The 24,279-nt window shown below is 36.5% G+C and carries 20 protein-coding genes and 2 tRNA genes; 9 read left to right on the top strand and 13 right to left on the bottom strand.

Features of this window, described 5'->3' with window-relative positions; genetic code table 11:
- Positions 1–39 precede the first annotated feature (39 nt).
- A complete protein-coding gene (locus IPM56_06705; protein QQS38242.1) occupies positions 40–1,572 on the bottom strand; it encodes an AbgT family transporter in 1,533 nt (510 codons plus the stop codon).
- 195 nt (positions 1,573–1,767) lie between these two features.
- Here IPM56_06705 and IPM56_06700 point away from each other — a divergent pair, with 195 nt between their 5' ends.
- Both IPM56_06700 and IPM56_06695 read left to right on the top strand, forming a co-directional pair.
- Positions 1,768–4,119 (top strand): response regulator, encoded by a 2,352-nt coding sequence (locus tag IPM56_06700; protein QQS37636.1) that lies wholly within the window; start codon positions 1,768–1,770, stop codon positions 4,117–4,119.
- A 75-nt stretch (positions 4,120–4,194) separates the two neighbouring features.
- Entirely contained in the window at positions 4,195–5,655 is a 1,461-nt protein-coding gene (locus tag IPM56_06695; protein ID QQS37635.1) for a glutamate--tRNA ligase, read from the top strand.
- A 1-nt stretch (position 5,656) separates the two neighbouring features.
- On the opposite strand, the gene IPM56_06690 is transcribed toward IPM56_06695, so the two are convergent.
- From IPM56_06690 to IPM56_06680, 3 genes are all read right to left on the bottom strand, one after another.
- Entirely contained in the window at positions 5,657–6,400 is a 744-nt protein-coding gene (locus tag IPM56_06690) for a DUF3307 domain-containing protein (GenBank protein ID QQS37634.1), read from the bottom strand.
- Between the two features lie 86 nt (positions 6,401–6,486).
- The gene (locus IPM56_06685; GenBank protein QQS37633.1) at positions 6,487–7,155 is read right to left on the bottom strand and encodes a hypothetical protein; all 669 of its coding nucleotides are present in this window, start codon (positions 7,153–7,155) and stop codon (positions 6,487–6,489) included.
- Between the two features lie 24 nt (positions 7,156–7,179).
- Entirely contained in the window at positions 7,180–8,874 is a 1,695-nt protein-coding gene (locus IPM56_06680) for a glutamine--tRNA ligase/YqeY domain fusion protein (GenBank protein ID QQS37632.1), read from the bottom strand.
- A 260-nt stretch (positions 8,875–9,134) separates the two neighbouring features.
- Here IPM56_06680 and IPM56_06675 point away from each other — a divergent pair.
- Positions 9,135–9,220 (top strand) — tRNA-Leu (locus IPM56_06675).
- Positions 9,221–9,275: 55 nt separating this feature from the next.
- Here IPM56_06675 and IPM56_06670 read toward each other — a convergent pair.
- Positions 9,276–9,662, bottom strand: a complete 387-nt coding sequence (locus IPM56_06670) for a DUF4878 domain-containing protein (GenBank protein ID QQS37631.1) — start codon at positions 9,660–9,662, stop codon at positions 9,276–9,278.
- 2 nt (positions 9,663–9,664) lie between these two features.
- On the bottom strand, positions 9,665–10,318 hold the full coding sequence (locus tag IPM56_06665; protein QQS37630.1) for a hypothetical protein: 654 nt from the start codon (positions 10,316–10,318) through the stop codon (positions 9,665–9,667).
- Positions 10,319–10,487: 169 nt separating this feature from the next.
- On the opposite strand from IPM56_06665, the gene IPM56_06660 reads away from it, so the two are divergent.
- Positions 10,488–11,108: a rhodanese-like domain-containing protein gene (locus IPM56_06660; GenBank protein QQS37629.1), complete on the top strand. Its 621-nt coding sequence runs from the start codon at positions 10,488–10,490 to the stop codon at positions 11,106–11,108.
- 2 nt (positions 11,109–11,110) lie between these two features.
- Entirely contained in the window at positions 11,111–11,551 is a 441-nt protein-coding gene (locus tag IPM56_06655) for a DoxX family membrane protein (protein ID QQS37628.1), read from the top strand.
- Positions 11,552–11,576: 25 nt separating this feature from the next.
- On the opposite strand, the gene purD is transcribed toward IPM56_06655, so the two are convergent.
- Genes purD through IPM56_06635 form a run of 4 tightly spaced genes read right to left on the bottom strand, consistent with a single transcriptional unit; the run spans position 11,577 to position 16,853 of the window.
- Positions 11,577–12,854 carry a phosphoribosylamine--glycine ligase gene (purD, locus tag IPM56_06650; protein QQS37627.1) on the bottom strand — a complete coding sequence of 426 codons (1,278 nt, stop codon included), beginning with the start codon at positions 12,852–12,854 and terminating at the stop codon, positions 11,577–11,579.
- A complete protein-coding gene (locus tag IPM56_06645) occupies positions 12,851–14,137 on the bottom strand; it encodes a glycosyltransferase (protein QQS37626.1) in 1,287 nt (428 codons plus the stop codon). The genes purD and IPM56_06645 overlap by 4 nt, the downstream gene beginning before the upstream one ends.
- Positions 14,138–14,185: 48 nt before the next feature.
- Positions 14,186–15,652, bottom strand: a complete 1,467-nt coding sequence (gene guaB, locus IPM56_06640) for an IMP dehydrogenase (protein QQS37625.1) — start codon at positions 15,650–15,652, stop codon at positions 14,186–14,188.
- Positions 15,653–15,683: 31 nt separating this feature from the next.
- Positions 15,684–16,853, bottom strand: a complete 1,170-nt coding sequence (locus IPM56_06635; GenBank protein ID QQS37624.1) for an acyl-CoA dehydrogenase family protein — start codon at positions 16,851–16,853, stop codon at positions 15,684–15,686.
- Between the two features lie 624 nt (positions 16,854–17,477).
- On the opposite strand from IPM56_06635, the gene IPM56_06630 reads away from it, so the two are divergent.
- The 4 genes from IPM56_06630 (at position 17,478) to IPM56_06615 (ending at position 21,020) form a co-directional block, all read left to right on the top strand.
- The gene (locus IPM56_06630) at positions 17,478–18,341 is read left to right on the top strand and encodes a hypothetical protein (GenBank protein ID QQS37623.1); all 864 of its coding nucleotides are present in this window, start codon (positions 17,478–17,480) and stop codon (positions 18,339–18,341) included.
- Entirely contained in the window at positions 18,342–20,573 is a 2,232-nt protein-coding gene (locus tag IPM56_06625; protein QQS37622.1) for a TonB-dependent receptor, read from the top strand.
- 74 nt (positions 20,574–20,647) lie between these two features.
- A tRNA-Ser gene (locus tag IPM56_06620) sits at positions 20,648–20,737 on the top strand.
- Positions 20,738–20,771: 34 nt separating this feature from the next.
- A complete protein-coding gene (locus IPM56_06615; GenBank protein ID QQS37621.1) occupies positions 20,772–21,020 on the top strand; it encodes a GIY-YIG nuclease family protein in 249 nt (82 codons plus the stop codon).
- Positions 21,021–21,128: 108 nt separating this feature from the next.
- Here IPM56_06615 and IPM56_06610 read toward each other — a convergent pair whose 3' ends face one another.
- The 3 genes from IPM56_06610 to IPM56_06600 all read right to left on the bottom strand — a co-directional run bounded on the left by IPM56_06610 (position 21,129) and on the right by IPM56_06600 (position 24,090).
- Complete coding sequence (locus IPM56_06610; protein ID QQS37620.1) at positions 21,129–22,586, bottom strand: glycoside hydrolase family 30 protein; 1,458 nt, start codon at positions 22,584–22,586, stop codon at positions 21,129–21,131.
- A gap of 167 nt (positions 22,587–22,753) precedes the next feature.
- Positions 22,754–23,311, bottom strand: coding sequence for a hypothetical protein (locus IPM56_06605; GenBank protein QQS37619.1), 558 nt, complete (start codon positions 23,309–23,311; stop codon positions 22,754–22,756).
- A gap of 239 nt (positions 23,312–23,550) precedes the next feature.
- A complete protein-coding gene (locus tag IPM56_06600; protein ID QQS37618.1) occupies positions 23,551–24,090 on the bottom strand; it encodes a hypothetical protein in 540 nt (179 codons plus the stop codon).
- Positions 24,091–24,279 lie beyond the last annotated feature (189 nt).

Raw genomic sequence — 24,279 nt, 5'->3', positions numbered from 1 at the left:
TTTAAGTTGAACTGATTTTCAAAGTCCAATATAATTAGTTCATTCAACAAGATACAATTCAGCACCCGGACCAACAGGCAGCCCAAAGAATATCCAGAGCGAAAACAGAACTGACCAGAGTATAAAAAAGATAACCGTGTATGGCAGCATTGTGGCAATCACCGTTCCTATTCCTGCTTTATCATCATACTTCTGAACGAATGCGACTATCAATGCAAAGTAAGTCATCATCGGAGATACAATATTGGAGACTGAATCACCGATACGATAAGCAGTTTGTGTGAACTCAGGAGTATATCCAAGCAGCATGAACATCGGGATAAAGACTGGAGCCATTATCGCCCACTTTGCAGAAGCACTACCCATAAAGAGATTTATAAAAGCAGTAAGCAAAATAAATCCAACCATTAAAGGAATTTCACCAAGTCCGATTGCCTTTAATATTGATGCGCCTTCAACTGCAATGATAATACCAAGGTTCGTCCAATTGAAGAACGCAACAAACTGGGCTGCAAAAAAAACAAGAACTATATAAACACCTAAAGTCTCGATTGATTTTCCCATGCCTTTCATCACATCAGAATCACTCTTCAAAGTCCGGGCACCAATTCCATACATAATACCGAATAACGCCGCACCCAAAAAAATAAATGCAACTATTCCTTCAAGGAAAGGTGAATGTAGTATACTTCCTGTTCCCGTTTCTCTTAGAAATCCATTTTCCGGAATCAACCCGATGGCAAGAATGATTATAAAAATGACAACTGAGAAAAGTGCATATTTTAATCCTCGCTTCTCGTCGGATGTTACTGCTTTTATTTCTTCGTGAGATGACTTTCCTTTATAATCTCCAAGTCTCGGAATAACTAACTTTTCTGTTACCCAGGTCCCTGCAATCGCAATAAAAAATGTTGAGACAAACATGAAATAAAAATTCGCTGCAGGATTTACTACATAGGAGGGATCAATAATTCTTGCTGCTTCTTCTGAAAGACCAGCTAATAAAGGATCAACAGTACCAAGCAGTAAGTTTGCACTATATCCGCCGGATACTCCTGCGAATGCTGCCGCTAAACCGGCAATAGGATGTCTTCCAACTGCCAGAAAAATTGTAGCCGCTAAGGGAACTAAAAGAACATAACCTACCTCGCTGGCGGTGTTAGATAGAACACCGGCAAATACAATCACAAATGTCAAAAGTTTTTTAGGGGCTTTTATTACAAGAAGTCTTAATACTGTTCCTATTAAACCACTCCCCTCCGCAATACCGATACCCAGCATAGCAACAAGTACAGTCCCTAATGGTGCAAAGCTCGTAAAATTATTTACCATTGAAGTAACAATTCTGTGAAGCCCGTCAACAGACAACAAACTAACCGGACGGATTATCTCCCCGGTTCCGGGGTGAGTCACTTCCAGATTGAACATACTTGTAATACCGGATATAATAATTACACCAACCGCAAATAAAGCAAACAGAGTTCCGGGATGAGGCAGTGCATTACCAACTTTTTCAATTATCCCAAGACTCCTGGAAATAAACGACACCTGGTTTTGGTTATTATCAGTCATCATCGCCTTTCGATTTAATTAATTATGTTTTATTAGTTTGATTTTGCTGCAGCGTAGAAGCACAATTTAATTATATAATAACCTCAAGTGATTTTATCTGCAATGCGTTTATTTTTCTTTTGAAAGCTAAATATTTATATTTGGTGCGGGTTATTTTGCGATTGTACCTGATTTTACAGCAATGAATGGGAATACATGCAAAGTTCAAAAATCGAAAATTTAAGTTCATACAATAAGCTGATTAAAACAGCTCTAAAAGCATCTTACGATTTCCCGGAAATTTTAAGTGATTTCCTGGTGTCCGAATATGAGTTAAGCGCCGTTGTCTTATTTAAAGTTAATGATGACAATCTTGTGGTACTGGGAAAATCAGCTTCTGCTAAAAAAGCATATACAAAAAATTCCGTACACAAATGTAAAGTATGCACCTCATTAAAGACCCAGCCATCTGCAATCACTTTAAATTCCCAACCTGATTGTGAACTTCAGACGTCGGATTTTGTGCTTTATGAAAGTTGTTTGTTTATCACTTTACCCAACGGACAAAAAATTTTACTGAAGATCGCTCAGAAATCACCCTTTTCAAAAGCTGATCATGAAAACTTTTTGGTTATTGGAGAATCAGTCAGCCATCTTCTAAGCCTTTGGATGGGAGATAAGCTAAACACTTCCACCCAAATGTCAGAAATCGTTACGAACATTGCGCATGAATTACGTACCCCCACAAACAGCATAATGGGATTTGCCTCACTTCTGAATGAGGAAAGTCTTACTCCCTCGCAATCCGAGTATGTAATAACTTTGAAGGAAAATGCCTACAACTTATTGTCGCTGATCAATGACCTTGTTGATCTAGCAAAACTGGAAAGCGGAAGTACAAAGGATACTGCAGCTTCTGTAAATCCTAAAAATTTTGTTGAAGAAATACTAAAACTAATTTCTGAAAAGATAGATAAATCCAAAATCGACTTTATGGTTGATGTGGAAGAGAATGTAAATAAGCAGGTAAAATTTGACACTCAGAAACTTAGATATGTAATTAATAATGTCATTGCGGTTTCGTTGCGTCAAATGGACAGCGGAAAAATTACAATTTCCGTTTCAATGCCTTCTGCTGACAGACTTAATTTCAGAATTTCAGATACAAGTGCCGGAATTCCTTCTGCCAAATTGAAAGATATTTTCAAACCATTTGTTCCATTTGAACTTGGCACTAATAAAATTGCAGGAACCACAGGTCTCGGACTTGCTCTTACCAAAAAGTATATAGAATACCTTAACGGTACTATTGATATAAGCAGTTCAGTCGGAAAAGGTTCTACATATAATTTCAGTATCTCGACTGAATCAATGACAGCAATTGAAAGCCAGATCAGCGCGCTGCCAAAACCAGGAAAGAAAAATAGTGTTCTTGTTGTTGAGGATGATTACGCAACTTCCAAATTATTAAGTAACTATCTCAACAAGTGGGGTTATGAACCCACCATTGTAAACTCTGCTGAGCAGGCGTTAAAAATTATTGAGCGTGAAAGTTTCCTTGCTATACTTTTAGATGTAGTACTCCCGGATGCTAATGGTCTTGAACTATTAAAGGAAATCCGCGAAAAGAAAAATGCAAAACACACACCCGTAATAATCTGTTCTGTTGAAGCTGAACAGCAAAAAGCATTTTTAATGGGTGCTGTTGAATACTTTGTAAAACCGATTCAATATCAATATCTGGTTGAAGTACTCACAAGTTACAAGTTGAAAAAGGATTCAAATATCCTGATAGTTGATGATGATATACCAACACTAAACCTGATACGTGAAGCTGTTGAACAAGCCGGGTTCAATGCGGTTGCTGAATCTCATTCATCAAAAGTTGAGTCGCTGATTGAAGGAAAAAACCTGGATCTTGCAATCATCGATCTTGATATGCCTGAGCTAAATGGATTTGAACTTATTAAGCTCATCAAAACAAAACCTGAGTTCAAAAAACTTCCTGTTATCATCTATACCGGGAAAGAAAATTATAAAGAAGACCTGAAGAAAATTGATGGAATGTTTGAAGAGCTTCTCGAAAAAAGCAGTTCAAATATCGAAGACCTCGCCGAGACCATCAATGCAATGATAAACAGGTACGACGAACCTTCAACCCCTGAAGAAGTAGTTGCTAAAAAAGATGCGGTAAAGATTTTACTGGTTGAAGATTATAAACATTCACAGATAATTGTAACCCGGTTATTAAAGAAAAATAATTTTGATTCAATAGTAGTTGTTGAGAATGGACTTGAAGCACTGGAAGAAGCTAAGGTTCATAAGTATAATCTCATCTTAATGGATATGCAGATGCCTGTGATGAATGGATTTGAAGCTACTGAAAAAATCAGGCTTTTACCGGGATACAAAGACACTCCGATCATAGCTTTAACAGCATTTGCAATGAAAGGTGACCGTGAAAAATGTCTTGATGCAGGCGCAACGGATTATATTCCCAAACCAATTGACAGCCAGGAATTTATTGAGAAAGTAAAATTCTATACTGAATCAAAAGTTAAAGTGTGATTGAAGTTCTTCCGCTTAAGCTAAATGAAATCATTTCAGAATTTTCTTGTTTAACATCACATCTAAAGAAAACACATGATCAACAATTCACCGCGTGTTCGATTTGCTCCAAGTCCGACAGGATATCTTCATGTTGGCGGACTAAGAACAGCGCTATATAATTTTTTATTTGCAAAAAAAAATAATGGGACTTTTGTACTTCGTATCGAAGATACTGACAGGAACAGGTTTGTAGAAGGTGCCGTTGAAAATCTTATTTCTGCATTGAAATGGGCAGGGCTTGATTATGATGAAGGTCCTGAATTAGATGGGAAATTCGGTCCTTACCAGCAATCACAAAGATTGGAAATCTATAAATCTCATGCTGATGAGCTCATCAAAACCAGAAAGGCGTATTACTGTTTTTGTACTCCGGAAAGACTTCAATCTTTAAGGGAAGAACAGGAAAAACAAAAACTTCCGCAGGCAAAATATGATAAACATTGTCTTCATCTTTCTCAAAGTGAAGTGGAGAAAAAGTTATCAGAAAATATTCCATATGTGATAAGATTAAATGTAGAATCTGGAATAACAATAAAATTTGATGATGTGATAAGAGAGCACGTTGAATTTGAAAGTAATAATGTAGATGATCAGGTATTGATTAAAAGTGACGGCTTCCCTACTTATCATCTTGCAAATGTTGTCGATGATCACTTAATGAAAATAACTCACGTGATTCGCGGCGAAGAATGGTTATCATCAACACCAAAACATGTTTTGTTGTACGATGCATTCAGATGGGAACGACCTGTGTTTGCTCATCTTCCTTTGCTTCTCAATCCGGATAAATCAAAATTAAGCAAACGCCAGGGCGATGTTGCTGTTGAGGATTACAGGGATAAAGGATATCTGAAAGATGCGCTAATCAACTTTGTTGCACTGCTTGGATGGAATGCAGGCGATGACAAAGAATTTTATATAATGGATGAACTCATCAATTCATTCTCTCTTGAAAGAGTTAATAAGTCTGGAGCTGTTTTTGATATCCAGAAACTAAACTGGCTGAACGCTGAACATCTGCGTAAGATGGATGACAAGGATATTCTTGAATTACTCAAAGCAGAATTTTTAAAGCCTGAATTTGATTCGTATAAATTTACAGATGAGTATTTACTGCTTGTTATTCAGTCGATGAAAGAAAGAGTGAGTTTTGTCAAAGAATTTATTACAAGTTGTGCGTACTTCTATAACTCTCCCGATACTTATGAACAAAAGTCTATTGAAAAAAACTGGAAAGAAGACACCCCCTCACATCTTTTAAAAATAAAAGATGCATTTAGTCTGCTTACAAATCCTTCAAAAGAGGATTATGAAAATGCCTTAACATCTGTTGCAAATGAATTGAATGTAGGTAAAGGCAAGTTAATTCACCCGCTAAGATTGGCAGTCTCAGGACAAAGTACGGGTCCGGGAATGTTTGATCTGCTTTTTATTCTTGGTAAGGATGAAGTTTTGAAAAGAATAGATGCGATTATTACAGCATTGAGGAATTGATTCAGTTTATAAGTTTTATAAATTCAGTTGTGGAGTAGCCGATTGCAATTCCAAGGGCAAAACTTATCAGCGTTCCGATTAAAATATATTCAACCATAGATTTATCTTTTTCGTTTTTAATCTCGCCATATCTCAAAATAGATTTTGCGGTAATTAAAAATCCAATCACTGCAGGCATATCTGCAATAAACAACAACAGTATAATCGTTCGTTCAAGCTGACCGACTAAACGTCCCGTATTTATCTGGATTTCTGACGAATCACTCTGAAATAATTTAAACTGAACCGGCTTGATAGTATAAGTGACAATAATACTGCTGACCTTCGTAGTCATTATCAGCGCTGAAGCAATAGTCAATGTGACTAAGTATCCGTTACCAAAAATATTATACCAATAACTTTGTGCATCACCGCTTTCAAAAGCCGGTTGCATATAAAACACTAATATCATTATTACCAGCAGGTGTGCAAACTGGTCTGCTGCGAAAAGGATAAACGTATCTTTTTTAATTTGTTTTTTCAGCAAATCAATGATTGTGTGAGAGACCAGAATTGACAGCGGTATTATATAATCATTCCACATACCCGTTAGCAGATAACTAAGCAGTGTAAGTATCAGGATATGTTTTATGAATATACTGTATCTCTTTTTATTCTTTACATCATTATCGCTCTGGAATATAAAATCCCCGAGCAAATGCGCTGAAGTTAAAGGCAGTAATACCTGTAACAAAATACTATTCATAATTAAATGCCTGATTTCTTGTAAATTATAAATACAAGCTTTTAAGCTTGTATAAGTATAATACAAGCTTTAACACTTGTATAGCTTTATTTTGTTTTCAGAAGCCTGTTATATGCAGCAATAGACTTTACATAGTATAAAATATTTTCTAAAACTACCGTCCACCCTGCCGAATCTAAATGCTGAGAGACTGCCTGCTGTGTAATCCTCAGTTTCCTGGCTATATCTTTTTGATTTTTATTCTGAATAGCCAGAAGAATAATCTTGCTTTGCCGGCTTGTCCAGCGGGAAGAAATGAAATCAGTGTTCTGAACTATCAAATCAATCTGTTCCGGATTTGAAATTGCGCCCGATACAAATTTCATTTTGCGCCTGCCTTTTTTGTCGAGGGCTTTACCAGAAATTTTGTATGCCTCACCGGTACCTGACACGGAAGCTGCTATATCTACAGTACCAAATGAGATTGCCATTCTTGCATCTATACTGTCGATCTGCATTTTTGCTTTAAGGTAAGCTCTGTAAAATAATGCAACTGACAAAGCTGTTTCAGGTTTCTGGATTAATAGCTGCCAGCTATCACCCCTGAATAATTCAGGCTCATATTTAAGAACACCTGGAAAAACAACGGGTAGTTCTGCTGAACAATTGCGCAGAACCTTTATCAGCATCTTGTGTTTATCAACCGGAAGTTTTGAGGATTTGACTATATCACCGGTGATAACAGAGTAGTATTTTTTTGTTTTCAACTTTGCCATAAAAATTATCAGTTAATAAGAAAATTATTTTCTTCCCGAAACTTTTGTCCACGTATCCTTAAGAGTTACTGTCCTGTTAAATACCAGTTTGTCACTCGTTGTATACTTTGAATCAACACAGAAATATCCCTGTCTCTCGAACTGAAATCTTGCGCCGGGTTCGGCATTGCGGACAAATGGTTCAATCTTTGCGTCGCTTATAATTTCAAGTGAATCAGGATTAATTAATTCCTTATAGTCTTTTTCTTTTTCAGCGGAAGGATCTTCAACCGTAAGAAGCCTGTCGTAAAGTCTTACTTCAGAACTTACAGCGTGATTGACAGAGACCCAATGGATAGTGCCCTTCACTTTTTTTGTGCTGGTCGAATTACCGCTTTTGGTTTCAGGATCATATGTGCACCTGAGTTCAATAACTTCACCTGATTCATTCTTAATTACTTCTTCACATTTGATTATATAAGCATAGCGTAATCGTACTTCTCCTCCAGGAATTAATCGGTGATAACCTTTAGGAGGATTTTCCATAAAATCACTTTGTTCGATATACAATTCTTTTGCAAAAGGAATTTTTCTTTGCCCCATACTTTCATCTTCAGGATTATTTACAGCATCGAGTTCCTCAATCATATTATCAGCGTAATTTGTGATCACAACTTTTAACGGTTTCAATACCGCCATTAATCGCTGAGCTTTTTTATTCAGGTCTTCTCTGATAGAATATTCCAGCAATGCAATATCAGTTAGTGCATCACGTTTGGCAACACCGATTATTTCTGCAAAGTTTTGAATTGCTTCCGGTGTATAACCTCTTCTTCTGTATGCAGAGATTGTCGGCATTCTCGGATCATCCCATCCATCAACTAATCCCTGCTGAACAAGTTCAAGTAATTTTCTTTTACTCATTACAGTATAACTAAGATTTAGCCTGGCAAATTCCATCTGCTGCGGATGATAAACTCCAAGTTCGTTAAGGAACCAATCATAAAGCGGACGATGAACTTCAAATTCAAGTGTACAGATTGAATGTGTAATGCCCTCGAATGAATCTTCAAGTCCGTGCGCCCAGTCATAAGTTGGATAGATGCACCACTTATCACCGGTACGATGATGGCTTGAGTGAATAATTCTATACATAACAGGATCACGAAGAAGCATATTCGGAGAGGTCATATCAATCTTTGCACGAAGAACTTTTTCACCGTTTTTAAATTCTCCGTTTTTCATTTTTTCAAACAGGTTAAGGTTATCCTCAACAGATCTGTTTCTGTTCGGACTCTCTTTTCCTGCTTCAGTAACGGTTCCTCTTAGTCCTCTCATTGTTTCAGAGTCTGAATCATCTACATAAGCTTTACCCTTCTTAATAAGTTCAACTGCAAGGTCATACATTTTATCAAAATAATCGGATGCAAAAAATATTCGGTCTTCAAAATCTCCGCCGAGCCATTTAACATCTTCAATAATCGAATCAACATATTCCTGTTCTTCCTTGGTTGGGTTAGTATCATCGAAGCGCAGGTTAAATTTGCCTCTATAATCTCTTGCAATGCCGTAGTTCAGGCATATAGATTTTGCGTGACCAATATGAAGATAGCCGTTAGGTTCGGGGGGAAACCTTGTATGAATTCTTCCTCCCCATTTATCGGTTTTTATATCTTCATCAATAATTTCGTAAATAAAATTTTTTGATCTTTCATTTAGAGTTTCTGATTTGTCGTTCAATTTGTGTTCTCTTTTTTGTTATTCAATTTTGACTACAAAAATATAGAAATGACAGTTGCTAATCAAAGTTAAGATGTAATTGTAATTTTTATTTGATAACTAAAGGAAAGTTTCTTGATAATAAAATGAATTAAGTATAACTTTGCATCGCAAAAAATAACTAAAACTCTTGGGTTATTTTGTATACTGAGTGGTGGAACCTGGAGGCTATCTAGTATTAAGTTGATAAGATTAGGATTAGATTTTTTAATTCTAAAAATGCCGAAGTGGCGGAATTGGTAGACGCGCTGGACTCAAAATCCAGTCTGGCTTACACCAGGTGCCGGTTCGAGTCCGGCCTTCGGTACATAAAAAGTCCAGCATAGCTGGACTTTTTATTTAGTGTTGATTTAAGCTCAAAACTATTTTGCTATACCTATCTTCCATTCACCGTCTTCAAGCACTAATTTCGTTTTTTCACTTTTGGTTGAACCATCTCCGTAAGTTATGGTTACGTTCATCGTAACCGACTCTTCCTTCTCTTCCTTATCGGTAATTTTTATATCACTTATTCCGCCCTTCTCCTTCATTTCCTTGGTTTGCTCTTCAAGTGCAGTTGCCAATTTTTCTTTTCCCATCATAGATACTAATTGAGATGACATCATTCCAGCTGCTTTGTCTGTGTCACCCGATTCAATTGATCTGAAAAAATCATTTACCACATCATCCGGTCCTGATGATCCGCCACATCCTGCAAATAAAAAAATAATAAGTGCCGCTATAAAACTGAACTTGTGAAGATGTTTCATTGTTACTCCTTGTATTGGGTGTTTGATATTATTTGTTTTAAATATGGACTATTGATTAACGTTCCCGGTAAAATGTATGAACCTTTGCTCAGTGGTATTTTAAGATATTCAAATTTAGAATCGATCAGATCAAGCCCCGAAGCAAGATATGCTTTCCATACCAGTTCAGTGCAGTATAATTTATCTGACGTTGATAAATCCAGCGCCGCATCGAATAATATTTTTTCATTAAAGAATTTTTTTGCTGCCTCAACAGATTTCACTGAATAAACAGATTGCATTGAATCGGACAACCTGTAAACAGAAGTCGACGAAGCTCTGTCCAGCCTTAAAAAATCTTCCAGTAAGTCATATTTTACGATGTCGATTCCATCATCAGATTCATCCGGTGTGGTGTGAATAACAAATATTTTTTCTCCCTCACAAACAATTAGTCCGGTGTGTGAGTATGGTGATTTGCTGTCAGCCATCAGGATCATATTACTGACAAAACTTAATCCTCTCCTGAAAATAATATCGCCGGATTTTAATAATGATTTGTCAATACTGATAAATTTATTTTCATCAGAATAATTTTTAGGTGATGCTGGCAGAAATGAAAATGTAAGCGTTAATACTGTTAGCAGGAATATTTTCAAAACACCATTTAAAGACATTTGGTTTCCCTGTGGATTGTCGGCTATGCAAACATAGACAATGGATTTAATAAAATCTATTGGTCGGGTTATATTTCTTACAATACTTCGAGTGCAATAAAACTCAATACAGATTATCATTGCAATTGCATTTTCGTTTTATCATTTTAGCGGCAACTTTTTTAACCGTATGCAGAAAAAAATAATTTTACAAATAATCATTTTCAGCAGTCTCACCGGATTTGTATTTAACTACTTTAATCCGGATGGTATTGGATTAATCCGAAGTGAGACCGAACGAACCTGGGCTGATTCACTAGAAATTGGTGAACCTGATTCTTATAAGAGTATAGATTCACTAAAAGCACACATCGACACTATTGTTGTGAAGACTGAAGGTTTAAAGATTGATTCCACAAATGATAAGCGCACGGTCAAAAAACAATTTCCAATTGAGGATAAAGGATTTGATAAGCCTTTAGCCATAAGCATCAAACAGGCATATAAATTCTTTAATCAAGGAATGCCATTTATAGATGCCAGGAACCGGGAAGATTTTTTGAGAAATCATATTCCCAATTCTATAAATATTCCATTCTACCAGTTTGAAGGATATAAAGGTGAGTTAAAAAATATTATTGAAACAAAACCTTTTGTGATTTACTGCAATGGTAAAGATTGTGATATGAGTGATATGCTTGGAGATGTACTTTTTGAAATGGGTTATAAAAAGATCTATTTATTTGTCGGCGGATGGGAAGAGTGGGAAGCGGCAAAGTATCCTTCATCTATTCCTTATGAAGAGATGTAGTCATGCAGAAACTTTTTTCAAATAAATATTTGTTACTTGTCCTACGATTGATAACAGGTTTCGTTTTTATCTATGCCGGTTTGGAAAAAGCATTGGAACCTTCAGGGTTCGCAAATTCAATAGTCAACTATAAATTGCTTCCGGACTTTACTATAAATTTTATTGCTATCACTTTACCATGGATTGAACTAGCCGCAGGATTGCTGCTGATTTTCGGAGTATCGGTAAAAGAAAACTCAATGATAATAAGTACACTGCTTGTGCTTTTTATTATTATGATAGCCATTAGTTTGCTGCGTGGATTAAATATTGACTGCGGGTGTTTCGGAACTGCCGGGGGTTCAAGGGTTGGAATTATAAAAATTGTTGAGAACCTGATACTCCTTGCGATTTCAGGTCATCTTACAAAGTATGACTCTGAGTTTTTATCACTTAGAAATTGAAAGTTAGTTTTTAAATAAAAGTTCCCTACCGATTGATTGCTTTATCCGAAATATCTTTTCTAAAGTACATTCCTTCGAAGTTAATCTGTGAGATGGCATTATAAGCAAGTTGTTTCGCAGACATTAAATCATTATTTGAAATCACCGAAGTTATTCCTAATACTCTGCCCCCGGCAGTGACAATTTTTCCTTCGCTTAATTTTGTACCTGCGTGATAAGCAATAATATTTTCAGGAAGTGCACCTAATCCTGATATTTCAAAACCTGATTTATATTCATCCGGATAACCCCCTGAAGCAAGTACAACACAAACAGATGAACCACCATTATAACTGATACTCTGCGTATTAATTCTACCGCAACCTGCAGTGTAAAGTAGTTCTAAAAAGTCTCCCTGTAAAAGCGGTAGTACAGCCTGTGTTTCAGGATCACCAAACCTGCAGTTGAATTCAACTACCTTCGGTCCATCCGGAGTAATCATCAATCCGGCGTACAAACAACCGACAAACGGTTTGCCTTCATCCATTAAAGCATTTATGGTCGGTTCGATAATTAATTTTTCAATCGATGTTTGTAATTCATCTGTGATCAACGGCGCAGGTGCATATGCACCCATCCCGCCGGTGTTTTTTCCGGTATCATTATCACCAATTCTTTTATGATCCTGTGCTGCCGGCAGACATACAAAATCTTTCCCATCAGTTATAGCAAAGATTGAAGCTTCCTCGCCATCCATAAATTCTTCAATGATAATTTTATTGCCTGCTTCTCCAAATGATTTATTGACAAGCATTTCATTAACCGCTTCAATCGCCTGACGTTGATTGTGACAAATTATTACTCCCTTGCCTGCTGCAAGCCCATCCGCCTTGATAACTAATGGATAACTCAATTTCTTTAAATGAGATTTTGCTTCATTAATCTGACTATTGTCAAACTCAGCGAAAGATGCTGTAGGAATTTTATACTTGATCATCAGATTTTTGGCAAAAGATTTTTCAGATTCGATTGCTGCAGCTTCAGCATCAGGACCAAATACATTAATTTTATTTTGCCTTAAGACGTTTGCCAATCCATCTGCTAACGGCTTTTCAGATCCTATTACAACCAGATCTATTTTGTTTGCATTACAAAAATTTATTACTTCTGATGAGTTGGAGATATTTAATAAAGGGATTTCTGCAAGTTTGGAAATCCCAGGATTCCCGGGTGAGCAAATTAATTTTGTAAGTGATTTGCTCTCACAGATTTTTATTGCTAATGCATGTTCACGACCGCCGGACCCAATAAGTAATACGTTCATACTATCCCGGTTTTTACAATTCCCTGGAATTGTTTAGCAAGTTGCTCGGTGAGGTAATCCCGCCGATGTTTAGAGATGTATTCATCATCCGGCAAGGGAAGTTTGTCGATTGTGTAAAGATGGTAAACTTCAGCAATGGTGTTTTTTATTTTTTCAACATCATCAGGTTCAGTAATAAACGCAGCGCCATAACTCTCAGAGGCGCTTCTTGCAGCTCCATCAGGAACTGAAACAATAAATGGTTTACGTGCGCCTATATATTCGAAAAGTTTCCCGGGAAGAATATGATCGCTGTTTTTCCATCGCCCCAGCATCATCCATAAAACATCACTTGAAAGTATCTTTTTTACTGCTTCATTGTGATTTAAGTACCCAAAGTCTTTAACAAACTCTTCAAGATTTAATTTTTTTATAAGCGCCTGATTAGTTTTGTTAAGATGCCCAACAAAGTGTAATTCTATTTCTGATGCTATATGTGGCAGTTCTTTTGTAAGCTGCTTGAATGCTAGTAAAAAATATTTTGGCGTTATGTGAGAATAGAATATTCCTGAATAGGTAAGGATCATTTTTCTATTCGGTTTAGGATCGGCTTTTATTTTTTCAAAATCTTCAGGATCAAAACCATGTGAGATTATGACAATATCTTCGAAGGTTAAAAATTTATAAGTGTTAATTAATTTTTCTTTTATCTTTCTGTTTGTCACACTTATTCTGTCAGCAGCTTTAAGCGCCTGGTATTCGTATTTCTTATTTAGATATTTATGATACGGGGTTGGATAAAAAGCATGATAGCTGTCAAACCATAAGTCACGATAATCAACAAATAGAGGGATGTTAAATTTTTTCTTCAATTTAGCAGCCATTGTGAAAGCGGAGAATGGCGGACCGGTGACAAATATCAAATCAAATTTTTCTTTTTCTAATAATTCGGAGCATAACTTAAATGCCTGTCGTGACCATGAAATTTTATTATCAGGGATGTAGATAGTCTGACTGATTCTACTAAATAACTTTCGGATGATTTCATGCGGTGGTTTTATAGTTCCGAATTTAGCCAATCGCGAGTTCGGATCATTTCCTTTTGTACGCAATATACGGATACCAGCTTCATCAGCTTCCTTAAGTAGTGAATTATCATGGGCAAAGTAACCCGTATCTGAAGCCGTAATTACAGTAGGTTCCCAGTTATATTTTTTCAGGTACTTGGTAAATTTAAGTGTGCGTTGAACTCCGCTTAGCCCCATTGGTGGAAAGTAATAAGCTATGACCAGAACTTTGAACATCAGGGATTCCCGAAAAATGAATTACGTAATAAATCAGAAGACACAATTTTAAGAATGATAATTTGGGGCTTCCTTTGTTATGATCACATCATGCGGATGACTTTCTTTTAAACCAGCTAGAGTGATTTTAATAAACTTGGATTTTGTTTTAAGCTGATTAATATTTTTAACACCGCAGTATCCCATCGCGGCTCTTAATCCACCGATCAATTGATAAGTTGTATCCGCTAAAGGTCCTTTAAATGGTACTCTTCCCTCAACACCCTCCGGTACAAGTTTAGCGATATCATCTTCAGCATCCTGAAAATATCTGTCTTTACTTCCTTTTTTCATTGCAGATAATGACCCCATACCGCGGTACAATTTAAAACTTCTTCCTTCGAAAAGTATTTTTTCTCCGGGACTCTCTTCCACTCCGGCGAATAATCCGCCGATCATTACAGAATCTGCTCCGGCAGCAATAGCTTTTGCTACATCTCCGGTCTGTTTGATCCCTCCGTCTGCAATAACCGGGATTCCGGTTTTATTCGCAGCTCTGAATACATCCGAAATGGCAGTAATTTGAGGAACACCAACCCCGGCAATAACGCGAGTTGTACATATAGAACCTGGTCCAATTCCAACTTTAAGTGCATCAAGTTTGCAATTTATCAAGTCAACTGCCGCTTCATAAGTAGCAATATTACCAGCAATTAGTTGCTCATATTTAAATTTTTTCCTGATTTCTTTAATCATTCGCATAACACCCACGGAATGTCCGTGAGCAGTGTCAATTACAACCGCATCAACACCTGCTTTTACAAGCGCAGCTATTCTATCAATCGTGTCATATGTAACTCCCACTGCTGCTCCAACTCGAAGTCTGCCATGATGATCTTTACACGCTAATGGGTGTTTCTTTTTCTTCAGAATATCTTTGAAAGTAATCAATCCTTTGAGCATTCCTTGTTTATCAACTACGGGCAGTTTTTCTATTTTATACTTTTGAAGAATAGTTTCTGCTTTTTCAAGGTTGGTCCCAAGTGGTGCAGTTATTAAATTTTCCTTAGTCATCAGGTCTTTCACCAAGAGACTTTTATTAGGTTCGAATCTAAGATCTCTATTGGTCAGAATACCAACCAGCTTTCCACTATCATTTATCACCGGTATTCCAGACACCCGATATTTTTTCATCACATCTAATGCATCACCAATCGTTTGACCAGGTTTCAGGGTTACAGGATTTCTGATCATTCCACTTTCTGATCTCTTAACTTTATCCACTTCCTCACACTGCTCCTGTATGCTCATGTTCTTGTGAAGAATGCCCATTCCACCTTCTCTCGCAATTGCTACCGCTAACTCAGACTCGGTGACTGTATCCATTGCTGCAGAAACCAAAGGAATATTAAGCTTGATTTCATTTGTTAGGAAAGTGGTCGTATCAACTTCTCTTGGCAATACGGAGGATTTTCCTGGTACTAAAAGAATGTCGTCAAATGTAAGACCTTCAAAATATTTTTTATCTTTATTCATATTAATTCAATTTATTAAACGCTGTAAATCTTTATTCAAAAGCAGGATAGCCAGTTATATCTTCACCAATAATTAGTGTGTGCATTTCATGAGTGCCTTCATATGTTTTGACTGATTCAAGATTTGCGGAATGCCGCATAACCGGATATTCATCAAGGATACCGTTTGCTCCAAGAATTTCTCTGGCAATTCTTGCAATCTCAAGAGCTTTTTCACAATTGTTTAATTTTGCCATTGAGACCTGTGTATGCTTAAGTGCTCCTGAATCTTTCAATCTGCCAAGCTGCAAATTCAACAATTGGGCTTTAGTAATTTCTGTTAAGATATAAACAAGTTTCTGCTGCGTTATCTGATAACCTGCAATCGGCTTTGAGAATTGAATTCTTGATTTGGCATAATCTAATGCTGTTGAATAACAGGCAATCATTGCACCAACCACACCCCAGGCAATCCCATATCGTGCCTGGTTAAGACACATCAACGCGTTTTTTAATCCGCTGGTATTTGGAAGAAGATTTTCAAACGGCACTTCAACATTATCAAAAACTAATTCTGAGGTTACTGATGCCCTTAAAGAATGTTTCCCCTTCATTTCAGGGGCGGTAAAACCTTTGGTTCCCTTCTCTACAAGGAAACCTCTTACTGTTCCATCCAGTTTTGCCCAAACTACTGCAACATCTGCAATAGTTCCATTTGTGATCCACATCTTGGCACCATTAATAACAAACCCATCTGCAGTTTTCTCAGCTTTAGTTTTCATCCCTCCAGGATTTGATCCGAAATCCGGTTCAGTTAATCCAAAACAACCTATTTTGTTACCGGTTGCTAGTAATGGCAGCCATTTTTTCTTATGTTCATCACTTCCAAATGCATGTATGGGATACATAACCAGTGAATTTTGAACTGACGCAAAACTCCTGAGCCCACTATCACCACGCTCTAATTCCTGCATCACAAGTCCGTAACACACATTGTTCAATCCGGCACAACCATATTCCTGAGGCAGTGTAATTCCAAACAAGCCTAATTCACCCATTAAAGGAACGAGGTGCTGAGGAAATTTAGATTCCCGATTATATGATTCTATTATTGGTAATACTTCGGATGAAACAAAATCACGAACTGCATCCCTAATCATCTTTTCTTCATCGACCAAAAGTGATTCAGTATTAAAATAATCTACAGATTCAAACCGGGGCATTTAATCTCCTATGTTTTCAAAATTTGAAATCAAAGTTATTAAATGGAGTATTTATTACCAAACTAGGCTTCAACCATATTACTTTACAAAAAAAATATTTAGGGTATTTATCATCTTGTAAGTATCTGATTTAATCAATGGTCATTAAATCTTATACTTGTATTAAAATTTCAATTGCTTAATTTTGCATTCGACATGAAGTTAGATTTCAAAAATCATATTAAACGAAGAGTTTCATTCCTAATCCTGCTATGCTATACATTTCTGATTGGATTGAACACAGTACATCATCATCACATTGATTTACTGGCTGAAAATAAATATTCAGAAACTAAAGTTCCCACAGCCTCTTCTCATATATTTCTTTATACTCAGAATCAATCCTGTTCTATATACGCCAATTATGCTTCTCTAACTTTATTAAAATTTGAAACTTCTTCTGAAATAATTAAGCCTTTTCCTTCTATAGGACTTTCGCATTTCAGGAAACAACCGGGTCAGATTTTTTCTGTACTATCAGATCAGCATTCGCTTAGAGCTCCACCACTTTCATAATTATATCCTCTTCTTATAATTAGAATTGTCAGGAAAATTCCTGTCTTAACATTTTAAATGGAGATAATTATGTTTAATAAAACCAAATATTTTATTCAGTTTATATCACTGGTACTGCTTTCAATTGTTCTATTTAATGGCTGCAACGAAAGTGACCCGGTAATTCCGCCTACAGAACACTTTGAACCAGAGGGTTGGCTAATACGAGATGCCACTCAAAAACCAATCTTAGTGGTTTGGCAAGGTGTTATTCAAAGTTCATGGAATAGTCAAACGGTTGATACAACTTTTAAAGCACCTTTAAATGCGCTTTCTGATCACTTGACAGTAAAATTCTTAGATGCACAACGAAATATTTTTAATCCCCCCTCAGATGCTGATCATCAATTTGGATGGACAATTTCCGATACAAGTAAATTGGCGATTGTTCAGGATAGTCCTGGTGACTGGGCTTTTCATCTTAAAGGAAAGCAAACCGGATCCACTTCAATTGAATTACAGGTTCTGCATGCTGGACATGTTGACGTTAGAACTCCATACATTCCTGTGCTTATCGATGTTGATACAACTGCCCACGGCGAACCCATTGGTTTACGTCTAACTTATGAGGAAAATGGAACCCTCATTGCAACGGCGTCAGATACAAATTCAACTGGTGCAATTGAAGTCCAAAAAGATTCAACAACTGATCACATTTTAATTGAATATTTTGATGCACTGGGACATTATTTTCAGCCTGAGTACCCGCTGCATCATTTGCAATCTGTTTTAAGTGATAGTAGTATTGCTGAAGTAATCACTCAAACTGATGAACCTTGGGTAATTCAGATAAAAGGAAAAGCTGCAGGCACATGCACAATCACATTTAGTCTGATTGTTGGTGGTAGTTCTGAGTTTGATTCTTTCCCTATCACTATAACAGTGATTCCATAAATGAAAGTAATAAAGAGAATACGCTGCAATCATTTTGTGATTGCAGCAATAATTTTATCGGTACAGTTCATAATCTTGCCTCAGCAGATGACTGTGGGAGAGATTCAGGGAATAGTACTTGATATATCAAATGATCAGCCGCTTGATAAAGCTTTGGTGAATGTTGCTTCAACCACTCACGCAGATATAACAGACAAAAATGGTCTTTTCACCATTCCAAATCTTCCGTATGGCAACTATACTTTAGAGATAAGTTACATAGGATATAAAACTTCATATTTAAAAGTTCTGGTTGACAAAGAAATTATTAAAGGTATAATAGTTCACTTAAGTCCGATTGCTCTTGAAACCTCAACGGTGGTCATCACAGGCACACACGAAGATTATCAATTTGATGATATGAATGAGTTCATAAATGTTTTAAAAGGAAAAGAGCTTGAAAGGGAAATAAGCCTTACTCTTGCTTCCACTTTAAAAAATGAAACGGGTCTGGCAATAAGAAGTATGGGACCAGCGCCGGCACGTCCTGTAATAAGAGGACTGGGTAATGACAGAATTCAAATTACAGAAGATGGAATTCAATCAACGGATTTATCATCCACCTCGCCTGATCATGCTGTTGCAATAGAGCCATTCACGATTGAAAGAATTGAAGTTGTAAGAGGTCCAAAAGTTCTTACGCAAAACTCAACAACAATTGGCGGAGTTGTAAATATTATACGGGGAGAAATACCAGACAATATTCCAGCATCTATCACAGGACTGCTGGGAATTTATGGAGAAACTGTAAATAAAGGTTTTCTTGGTTCAGGAGTAGTCTCAATTCCAATTAATAATTTCGTTTTACGTGGTGAGTTCACTAAAAGAAAAACAGATGATATAACTACACCGATAGCCAAACTTAAAAACTCAAACATCTTTACACAAAATTATAGTGTTGGCTTGGGTTTTATAAATGATTGGGGGAATAATGGAATTTCAATCAGGGAATATTCCTCTGAATACGGAATTCCCGGAGGATTTGTCGGTGCTCACCCAAATGGTGTAGACATTGAAATTTTTAAGAGACAGATCAACTTTAAATCAAAAATAAAAATCGATACGGAACACTTTTCAAATTTAAGATTTGATTTTGCCAGAGATTATTTTAAACAAACAGAATATGAAAGAGCTGATCTGATTGGTGCAGAATTTACAATTTTTAATTATAGAAGTCAGCTTGAACTTCATAACAAAAAACTTTTGTTCGCAGAGAAAGGTTTAACGGGATTGTCATTCGAATTCAGAGATTTTAAAGTCGGTGGTTTCGTTTTTACTCCTGCTACAACCTCACTTAAAACATCCTTATTTAGCTTTCAACAATTTTCAGTAATGAATTTTAATTTTGAAACTGCAATAAGGTTTTCGTACGATCAGTTGAAACCTTCAGCCACCGGCATATCAATTAACGGAAGACAAGTTAAGCAAAGAGATTTCTTTACATATTCACTCTCTGCATCGGTATCACATAAGATCGCTGAAAATTTTTTGACAGGATTGAATTTAAGCAGATCGTCCCGCGTTCCTACAATTGAAGAGTTGTACTCTGCAGGTCCTCATCTCGCAGCTTATTCTTACGAGACCGGAAACCCCGATCTTAGGGATGAACGGGGAATCGGCACCGAGTTATATTTTTCTTACCGCGATGAATGGATTTCATCATCACTAACTTTTTTTGCGAATGAACTGGACTATTATATCATTCCAAGAAATTCAGGTAAAATTAATTTTCAAACATTACTACCTATTTATCAAACAGAAGGAGTATCGGCTGGTTTCAGGGGAATTGAATTCTCAAGTGACATAAAAATTGTAGAAAATATTTCATTTCATATTTCGTCGTCATATACATATGGTGAAATAAAAAGCAGTTCATCTCCCCTTCCCCAGATACCTCCATTTAAAACCAACCTGGAATTAAGGTATACTTCTGAAAATTTTGGGATAGGAATTAATTGTGAACTGACAGCAAAGCAGAACAGAACAGATATCTATGAAGAGCCAACATCAGGTTATGGAATTGTCGGTGGGTTTGCACAATATTCTCTTGTCGCTGGTCCTGTTATTAATAATTTTTCATTCGTTGCAGAAAATATTTTCAACAAGGAATACAGGAACCATTTATCACGCGTAAAAGTGATATTACCGGAAGCTTCAAGAAATTTTCGGCTGACTTATAAGTTGTTCTTCTGACATTCTCAAAAACTTTTTTAAGTTTTGGAGAATTGTACTATCTTTGCACTGCAAAAATTTCAGCATAAAAACCCGGAGAGGTGGGTGAGTGGCTGAAACCAACGGTTTGCTAAACCGTCGTAGGGGGTATACCTTTACCGAGGGTTCGAATCCCTCCCTCTCCGCAAAAGCTTCCACTAACGGAGGCTTTTCCATTTTATGAATAATTTTTTAGTCTATATTCTCAAATCAAAAGTCAATAATAAACATTACTTTGGTCACACTTCGAACCTTGAAAAAAGATTAAGTGATCATAACTCCGGACTTTCAACCTATACTAAAAAATTTAAGCCCTGGGAGTTAATCTACTTCGAAGAATTCTCAACTCGCTCAGAAGCAATGAAAAGAGAAAAGTTCTTCAAATCCATTTCCGGTTATCACTGGTTGAAAGAAAATAATAGCATCTAGCCCTTTGGCTGAAACCAATTTTCTTCAGTGTTAAAATGAAATGGTTTGAGTAAATGAAAAAGGCTCAAACGAGTTGAGCCTTTAATTCGGATATGAGTCTTATAAACTCTAGTAAAGCAATGTCTGAATTGCGTGAGGCAGTATCTCTATTTCAACCGCTTTTGACCCAACATACAATTTGTATTTTATTTTCAAATCACTTTGATTCATTACGACGGTAGCAACACTGCCATCTGTATTAATGAATGAGGTACTTAACAAGTGACTTCTGCTGCTGGCGGTGCTGATTCTTCTTGCACCGGGTTTAATGAATTTTGAAAAATGTCCGATATAGAAATATGATGGAGTGTAAATTAATTCTCCCGTTTGTGTATCAGCGTGAATAGGGGCAAAACAAAAATTACCAACATGGTTTGGTCCGCCTTTTTCATCAAGCAGAATATTCCAGTCAGTCCAGCCAACAGTCCCGCAGTTAAAATCATTGATCATTTGCTGACCATATCGTTCTCCATTTCTCCACCTCTGATATTGATCAGGCTGATAGCTGTCAGCGCAACCTTCAGTGAATATCAAATGTTTATCCGGATATGATTCGTGTACATTTGTGATGTTATCATACATCGGCTGTCCGCCAGCCCATGTCTCATACCAATGGAAGCCCAAACCCCATGCATACTTTGAAGCTTCCGGATCTGAAAAAATCACATCTGCTCTGTGAGTAACAAGGTCACGGTTGTGATCCCAGACAATTATTTTTTTGTCTGCTAGACCTTCCTTCTCCATCGTTGGACCGAGATAATTTTTGAGAAAATCTCTTTCCTCTTCAGCTGTGAAAATGCATGACTCCCATGTTTGCGTAGCCATTGGTTCGTTTTGAATTGTAATACCCCAAACAGAAATTCCTTCCTGCTCATAAGCTTTGATAAACTTCGTAAAATAATCTGCCCACGACTGATAATATTCAGGAAGAAGTTTTCCTCCCTTAAGCATATTTTTTGAGTCCTTCATAAAAGCGGGCGGGCTCCATGGACTTGCATATAAAAGTAATCCGCCTGAAGTTTTCAATGCCTGTTTTATCAACGGGATTCTAAACTGTTTATCGTGATCAACACTGAAAGTATTTAGTTCTTTACTTTCATCGGATACGTAAGTATAACTGCCTGAACTAAAATCACATGAGTGAATATTTGTACGCGCTAGTGTGTAACCGATTCCTTCTTCCCTGTTGTAATACGCATTTAGTAATTCCTTCTGCTTTTCACTTGAAAGTTTAAAGAATACCTCTGCTGATGCATCGGTAATCGCGCCGCCTATTCCGATAAACTCCTGGTATTGCTTTGAGGGATTAACAAAAACAGATATTTCAGATTCGATTGGCTGAAGAGCGTGACTGAAAGAGAGAGTATTTGTTTTGGTCAATCTCAGTTCAGTGCTGTCGGCGGTAGTATAAACAGATACTATTTTTCCGCCGGGTGAAAATTCAATTTCATTTTTCAACAGATCACTTTTAGGTGAACAGCCAAAAATTATTAATAAGAACGATAGCAGGTAATTGTATTTTTTCATAAGACTAAATGTAAAGTGAACATTAACTGTTAAACTTCAGAATATTTTTCAGTTTAACTTATTATTTACAAATCAAATTTAGTCTGTGAATTTGAGGCAAGCAAGTTTGATTTTTATTAAAATACCCGCTTATAAAAGCGGGTTTATAGAATGGTTTTGTGTTTGATTTACCTTGTAAATCCCAGTCTTGTAAAGTGAGGAATTATAGCATCATCAAGGTGCAGTTTCCCTTTGCGAACATCGACTGTAAGTGTGTTACGGTCAACATACTCAACACTTCCGTCATCATTTTTATAATAAAAACTAACGGCAGCAGGATCAATCCCGGTTAAATCAAGACCTTCAAACCTTACATCGAGAATTGCAGGCAGATTAAAAACCATTGAAGGTTCAAAAATTAATACTGCTTCATCATCGCTTACTGTCATTGTAAAGTTTACAGTACCATTAAAAGAATTTGGAGGGAAAATTATTTTTGAGTAGACATACACAGTTCCTAAAGGTCCGCCAGCATAGCTTGCGTCCAAAAGTATTTCTCCACCTGTCTGCCCATTAATAGATTTTTCCACATAAAAAACTTTTTCGAGTGTGCTGTTAACTTTTGCAGGTAATTTGATCCATTCAGCTTTATTTGAGCCGTCGGGTTTAGTTGATAATTCGGGTTTATCTTCGCACCCCCCGATAATCAACGATAAAAAAAGTGCAATGAATAAGAAATTTTTCATGATGAGTCTCTCCCTCATTTAAAATATTATGGTTTAGACACAATTTTGCACAAAGGAAATGCCATGAGGGATGGAAAGTAATACTTATCCAATTCGCATATTACTTTTCAAAGTCAGAGAGATAAATGCAATTGTTACATGTAAATCATACGAATTACTTGACTGCTAACAATATTTTTTATTCGTGTTTAATTCAGAAAATTTTTATTTAATACTTTCTTCCGTGTTTAAAAATATTTTTACCTCGTAAAACCTAATCGTGTAAAATGAGGAATGTTTCCATCAACCAATTGTATCCTGCCAAGACCATAAACGACTTTCAGATCTTTCCTGTTAACACGATTTGTTGTTCCGTCATCATTAAGATAAACAAAATTTATCGTCGATGGATTGACTCCCGTCAAATCCAGTCCGTCAAATCTAACGTTAAGAGTAGCTGAACTATCAAACATCATTGAAGGTTCAAAGACCAGGACTGCCTGAGTGCCCTCAATCGTCATAGAAATATTAACTTCACCATCAAATGAATTTGGAGGGAAAACGATATGTGAATGAATTTTGACTGTATCAAAAGGTCCGCCTGCATAACTGGTGTCAATTAATAGTTCTCCCCCGAGGTCACCATTAATTAACCGGCTAATTGAAAATTCATGTGAGCCGGGTAATTTTAAGAGTGAGCCGGGCTGATTTTGATCGGAACCGGTTAAAGAATCTGAATTATCATTACATCCAATTATGGTAAGCGCTAAAAAAATTATAAGGAAGGAAAAGTATTTCATTAAAAAGAGCTCCGCATTTATTATAGTATAAAGTTCAAATAAACTTTCGTGCCATGTATGTTTTTTTTGAACTTATTTCAAGTTTATCTGCTGTGATTATCGGAGATAATTCAGAATTGTTTAGTTATAGTTATTATTCCACTTAGAACATTTGCCTCGTGTAAAATATTGACCCGTATTATTTATTGC

Source organism: Ignavibacteriales bacterium, assembly GCA_016700155.1.
Lineage (GTDB): Bacteria > Bacteroidota > Ignavibacteria > Ignavibacteriales > Ignavibacteriaceae.
The sequence above is the reverse complement of the archived record's forward strand: the minus strand, read 5'-3'. Positions and strand labels throughout refer to the sequence as shown.

What these genes read in the sequence shown, in the direction of transcription:
- purD (QQS37627.1), bottom strand. Translation starts at nt 12,854, where the DNA reads ATGAACGTATTACTTATTGGGTCCGGCGGTCGTGAACATGCATTAGCA.
- IPM56_06670 (QQS37631.1), bottom strand. Translation starts at nt 9,662, where the DNA reads ATGAAACATCTTCACAAGTTCAGTTTTATAGCGGCACTTATTATTTTT.
- IPM56_06705 (QQS38242.1), bottom strand. Translation starts at nt 1,572, where the DNA reads ATGACTGATAATAACCAAAACCAGGTGTCGTTTATTTCCAGGAGTCTT.
- IPM56_06635 (QQS37624.1), bottom strand. Translation starts at nt 16,853, where the DNA reads ATGCCCCGGTTTGAATCTGTAGATTATTTTAATACTGAATCACTTTTG.
- guaB (QQS37625.1), bottom strand. Translation starts at nt 15,652, where the DNA reads ATGAATAAAGATAAAAAATATTTTGAAGGTCTTACATTTGACGACATT.
- IPM56_06625 (QQS37622.1), top strand. Translation starts at nt 18,342, where the DNA reads ATGAAAGTAATAAAGAGAATACGCTGCAATCATTTTGTGATTGCAGCA.
- IPM56_06615 (QQS37621.1), top strand. Translation starts at nt 20,772, where the DNA reads ATGAATAATTTTTTAGTCTATATTCTCAAATCAAAAGTCAATAATAAA.
- IPM56_06605 (QQS37619.1), bottom strand. Translation starts at nt 23,311, where the DNA reads ATGAAAAATTTCTTATTCATTGCACTTTTTTTATCGTTGATTATCGGG.
- IPM56_06600 (QQS37618.1), bottom strand. Translation starts at nt 24,090, where the DNA reads ATGAAATACTTTTCCTTCCTTATAATTTTTTTAGCGCTTACCATAATT.
- IPM56_06690 (QQS37634.1), bottom strand. Translation starts at nt 6,400, where the DNA reads ATGAATAGTATTTTGTTACAGGTATTACTGCCTTTAACTTCAGCGCAT.
- IPM56_06630 (QQS37623.1), top strand. Translation starts at nt 17,478, where the DNA reads ATGTTTAATAAAACCAAATATTTTATTCAGTTTATATCACTGGTACTG.
- IPM56_06700 (QQS37636.1), top strand. Translation starts at nt 1,768, where the DNA reads ATGCAAAGTTCAAAAATCGAAAATTTAAGTTCATACAATAAGCTGATT.
- IPM56_06645 (QQS37626.1), bottom strand. Translation starts at nt 14,137, where the DNA reads ATGTTCAAAGTTCTGGTCATAGCTTATTACTTTCCACCAATGGGGCTA.
- IPM56_06685 (QQS37633.1), bottom strand. Translation starts at nt 7,155, where the DNA reads ATGGCAAAGTTGAAAACAAAAAAATACTACTCTGTTATCACCGGTGAT.
- IPM56_06660 (QQS37629.1), top strand. Translation starts at nt 10,488, where the DNA reads ATGCAGAAAAAAATAATTTTACAAATAATCATTTTCAGCAGTCTCACC.
- IPM56_06665 (QQS37630.1), bottom strand. Translation starts at nt 10,318, where the DNA reads ATGTCTTTAAATGGTGTTTTGAAAATATTCCTGCTAACAGTATTAACG.
- IPM56_06610 (QQS37620.1), bottom strand. Translation starts at nt 22,586, where the DNA reads ATGAAAAAATACAATTACCTGCTATCGTTCTTATTAATAATTTTTGGC.
- IPM56_06695 (QQS37635.1), top strand. Translation starts at nt 4,195, where the DNA reads ATGATCAACAATTCACCGCGTGTTCGATTTGCTCCAAGTCCGACAGGA.
- IPM56_06655 (QQS37628.1), top strand. Translation starts at nt 11,111, where the DNA reads ATGCAGAAACTTTTTTCAAATAAATATTTGTTACTTGTCCTACGATTG.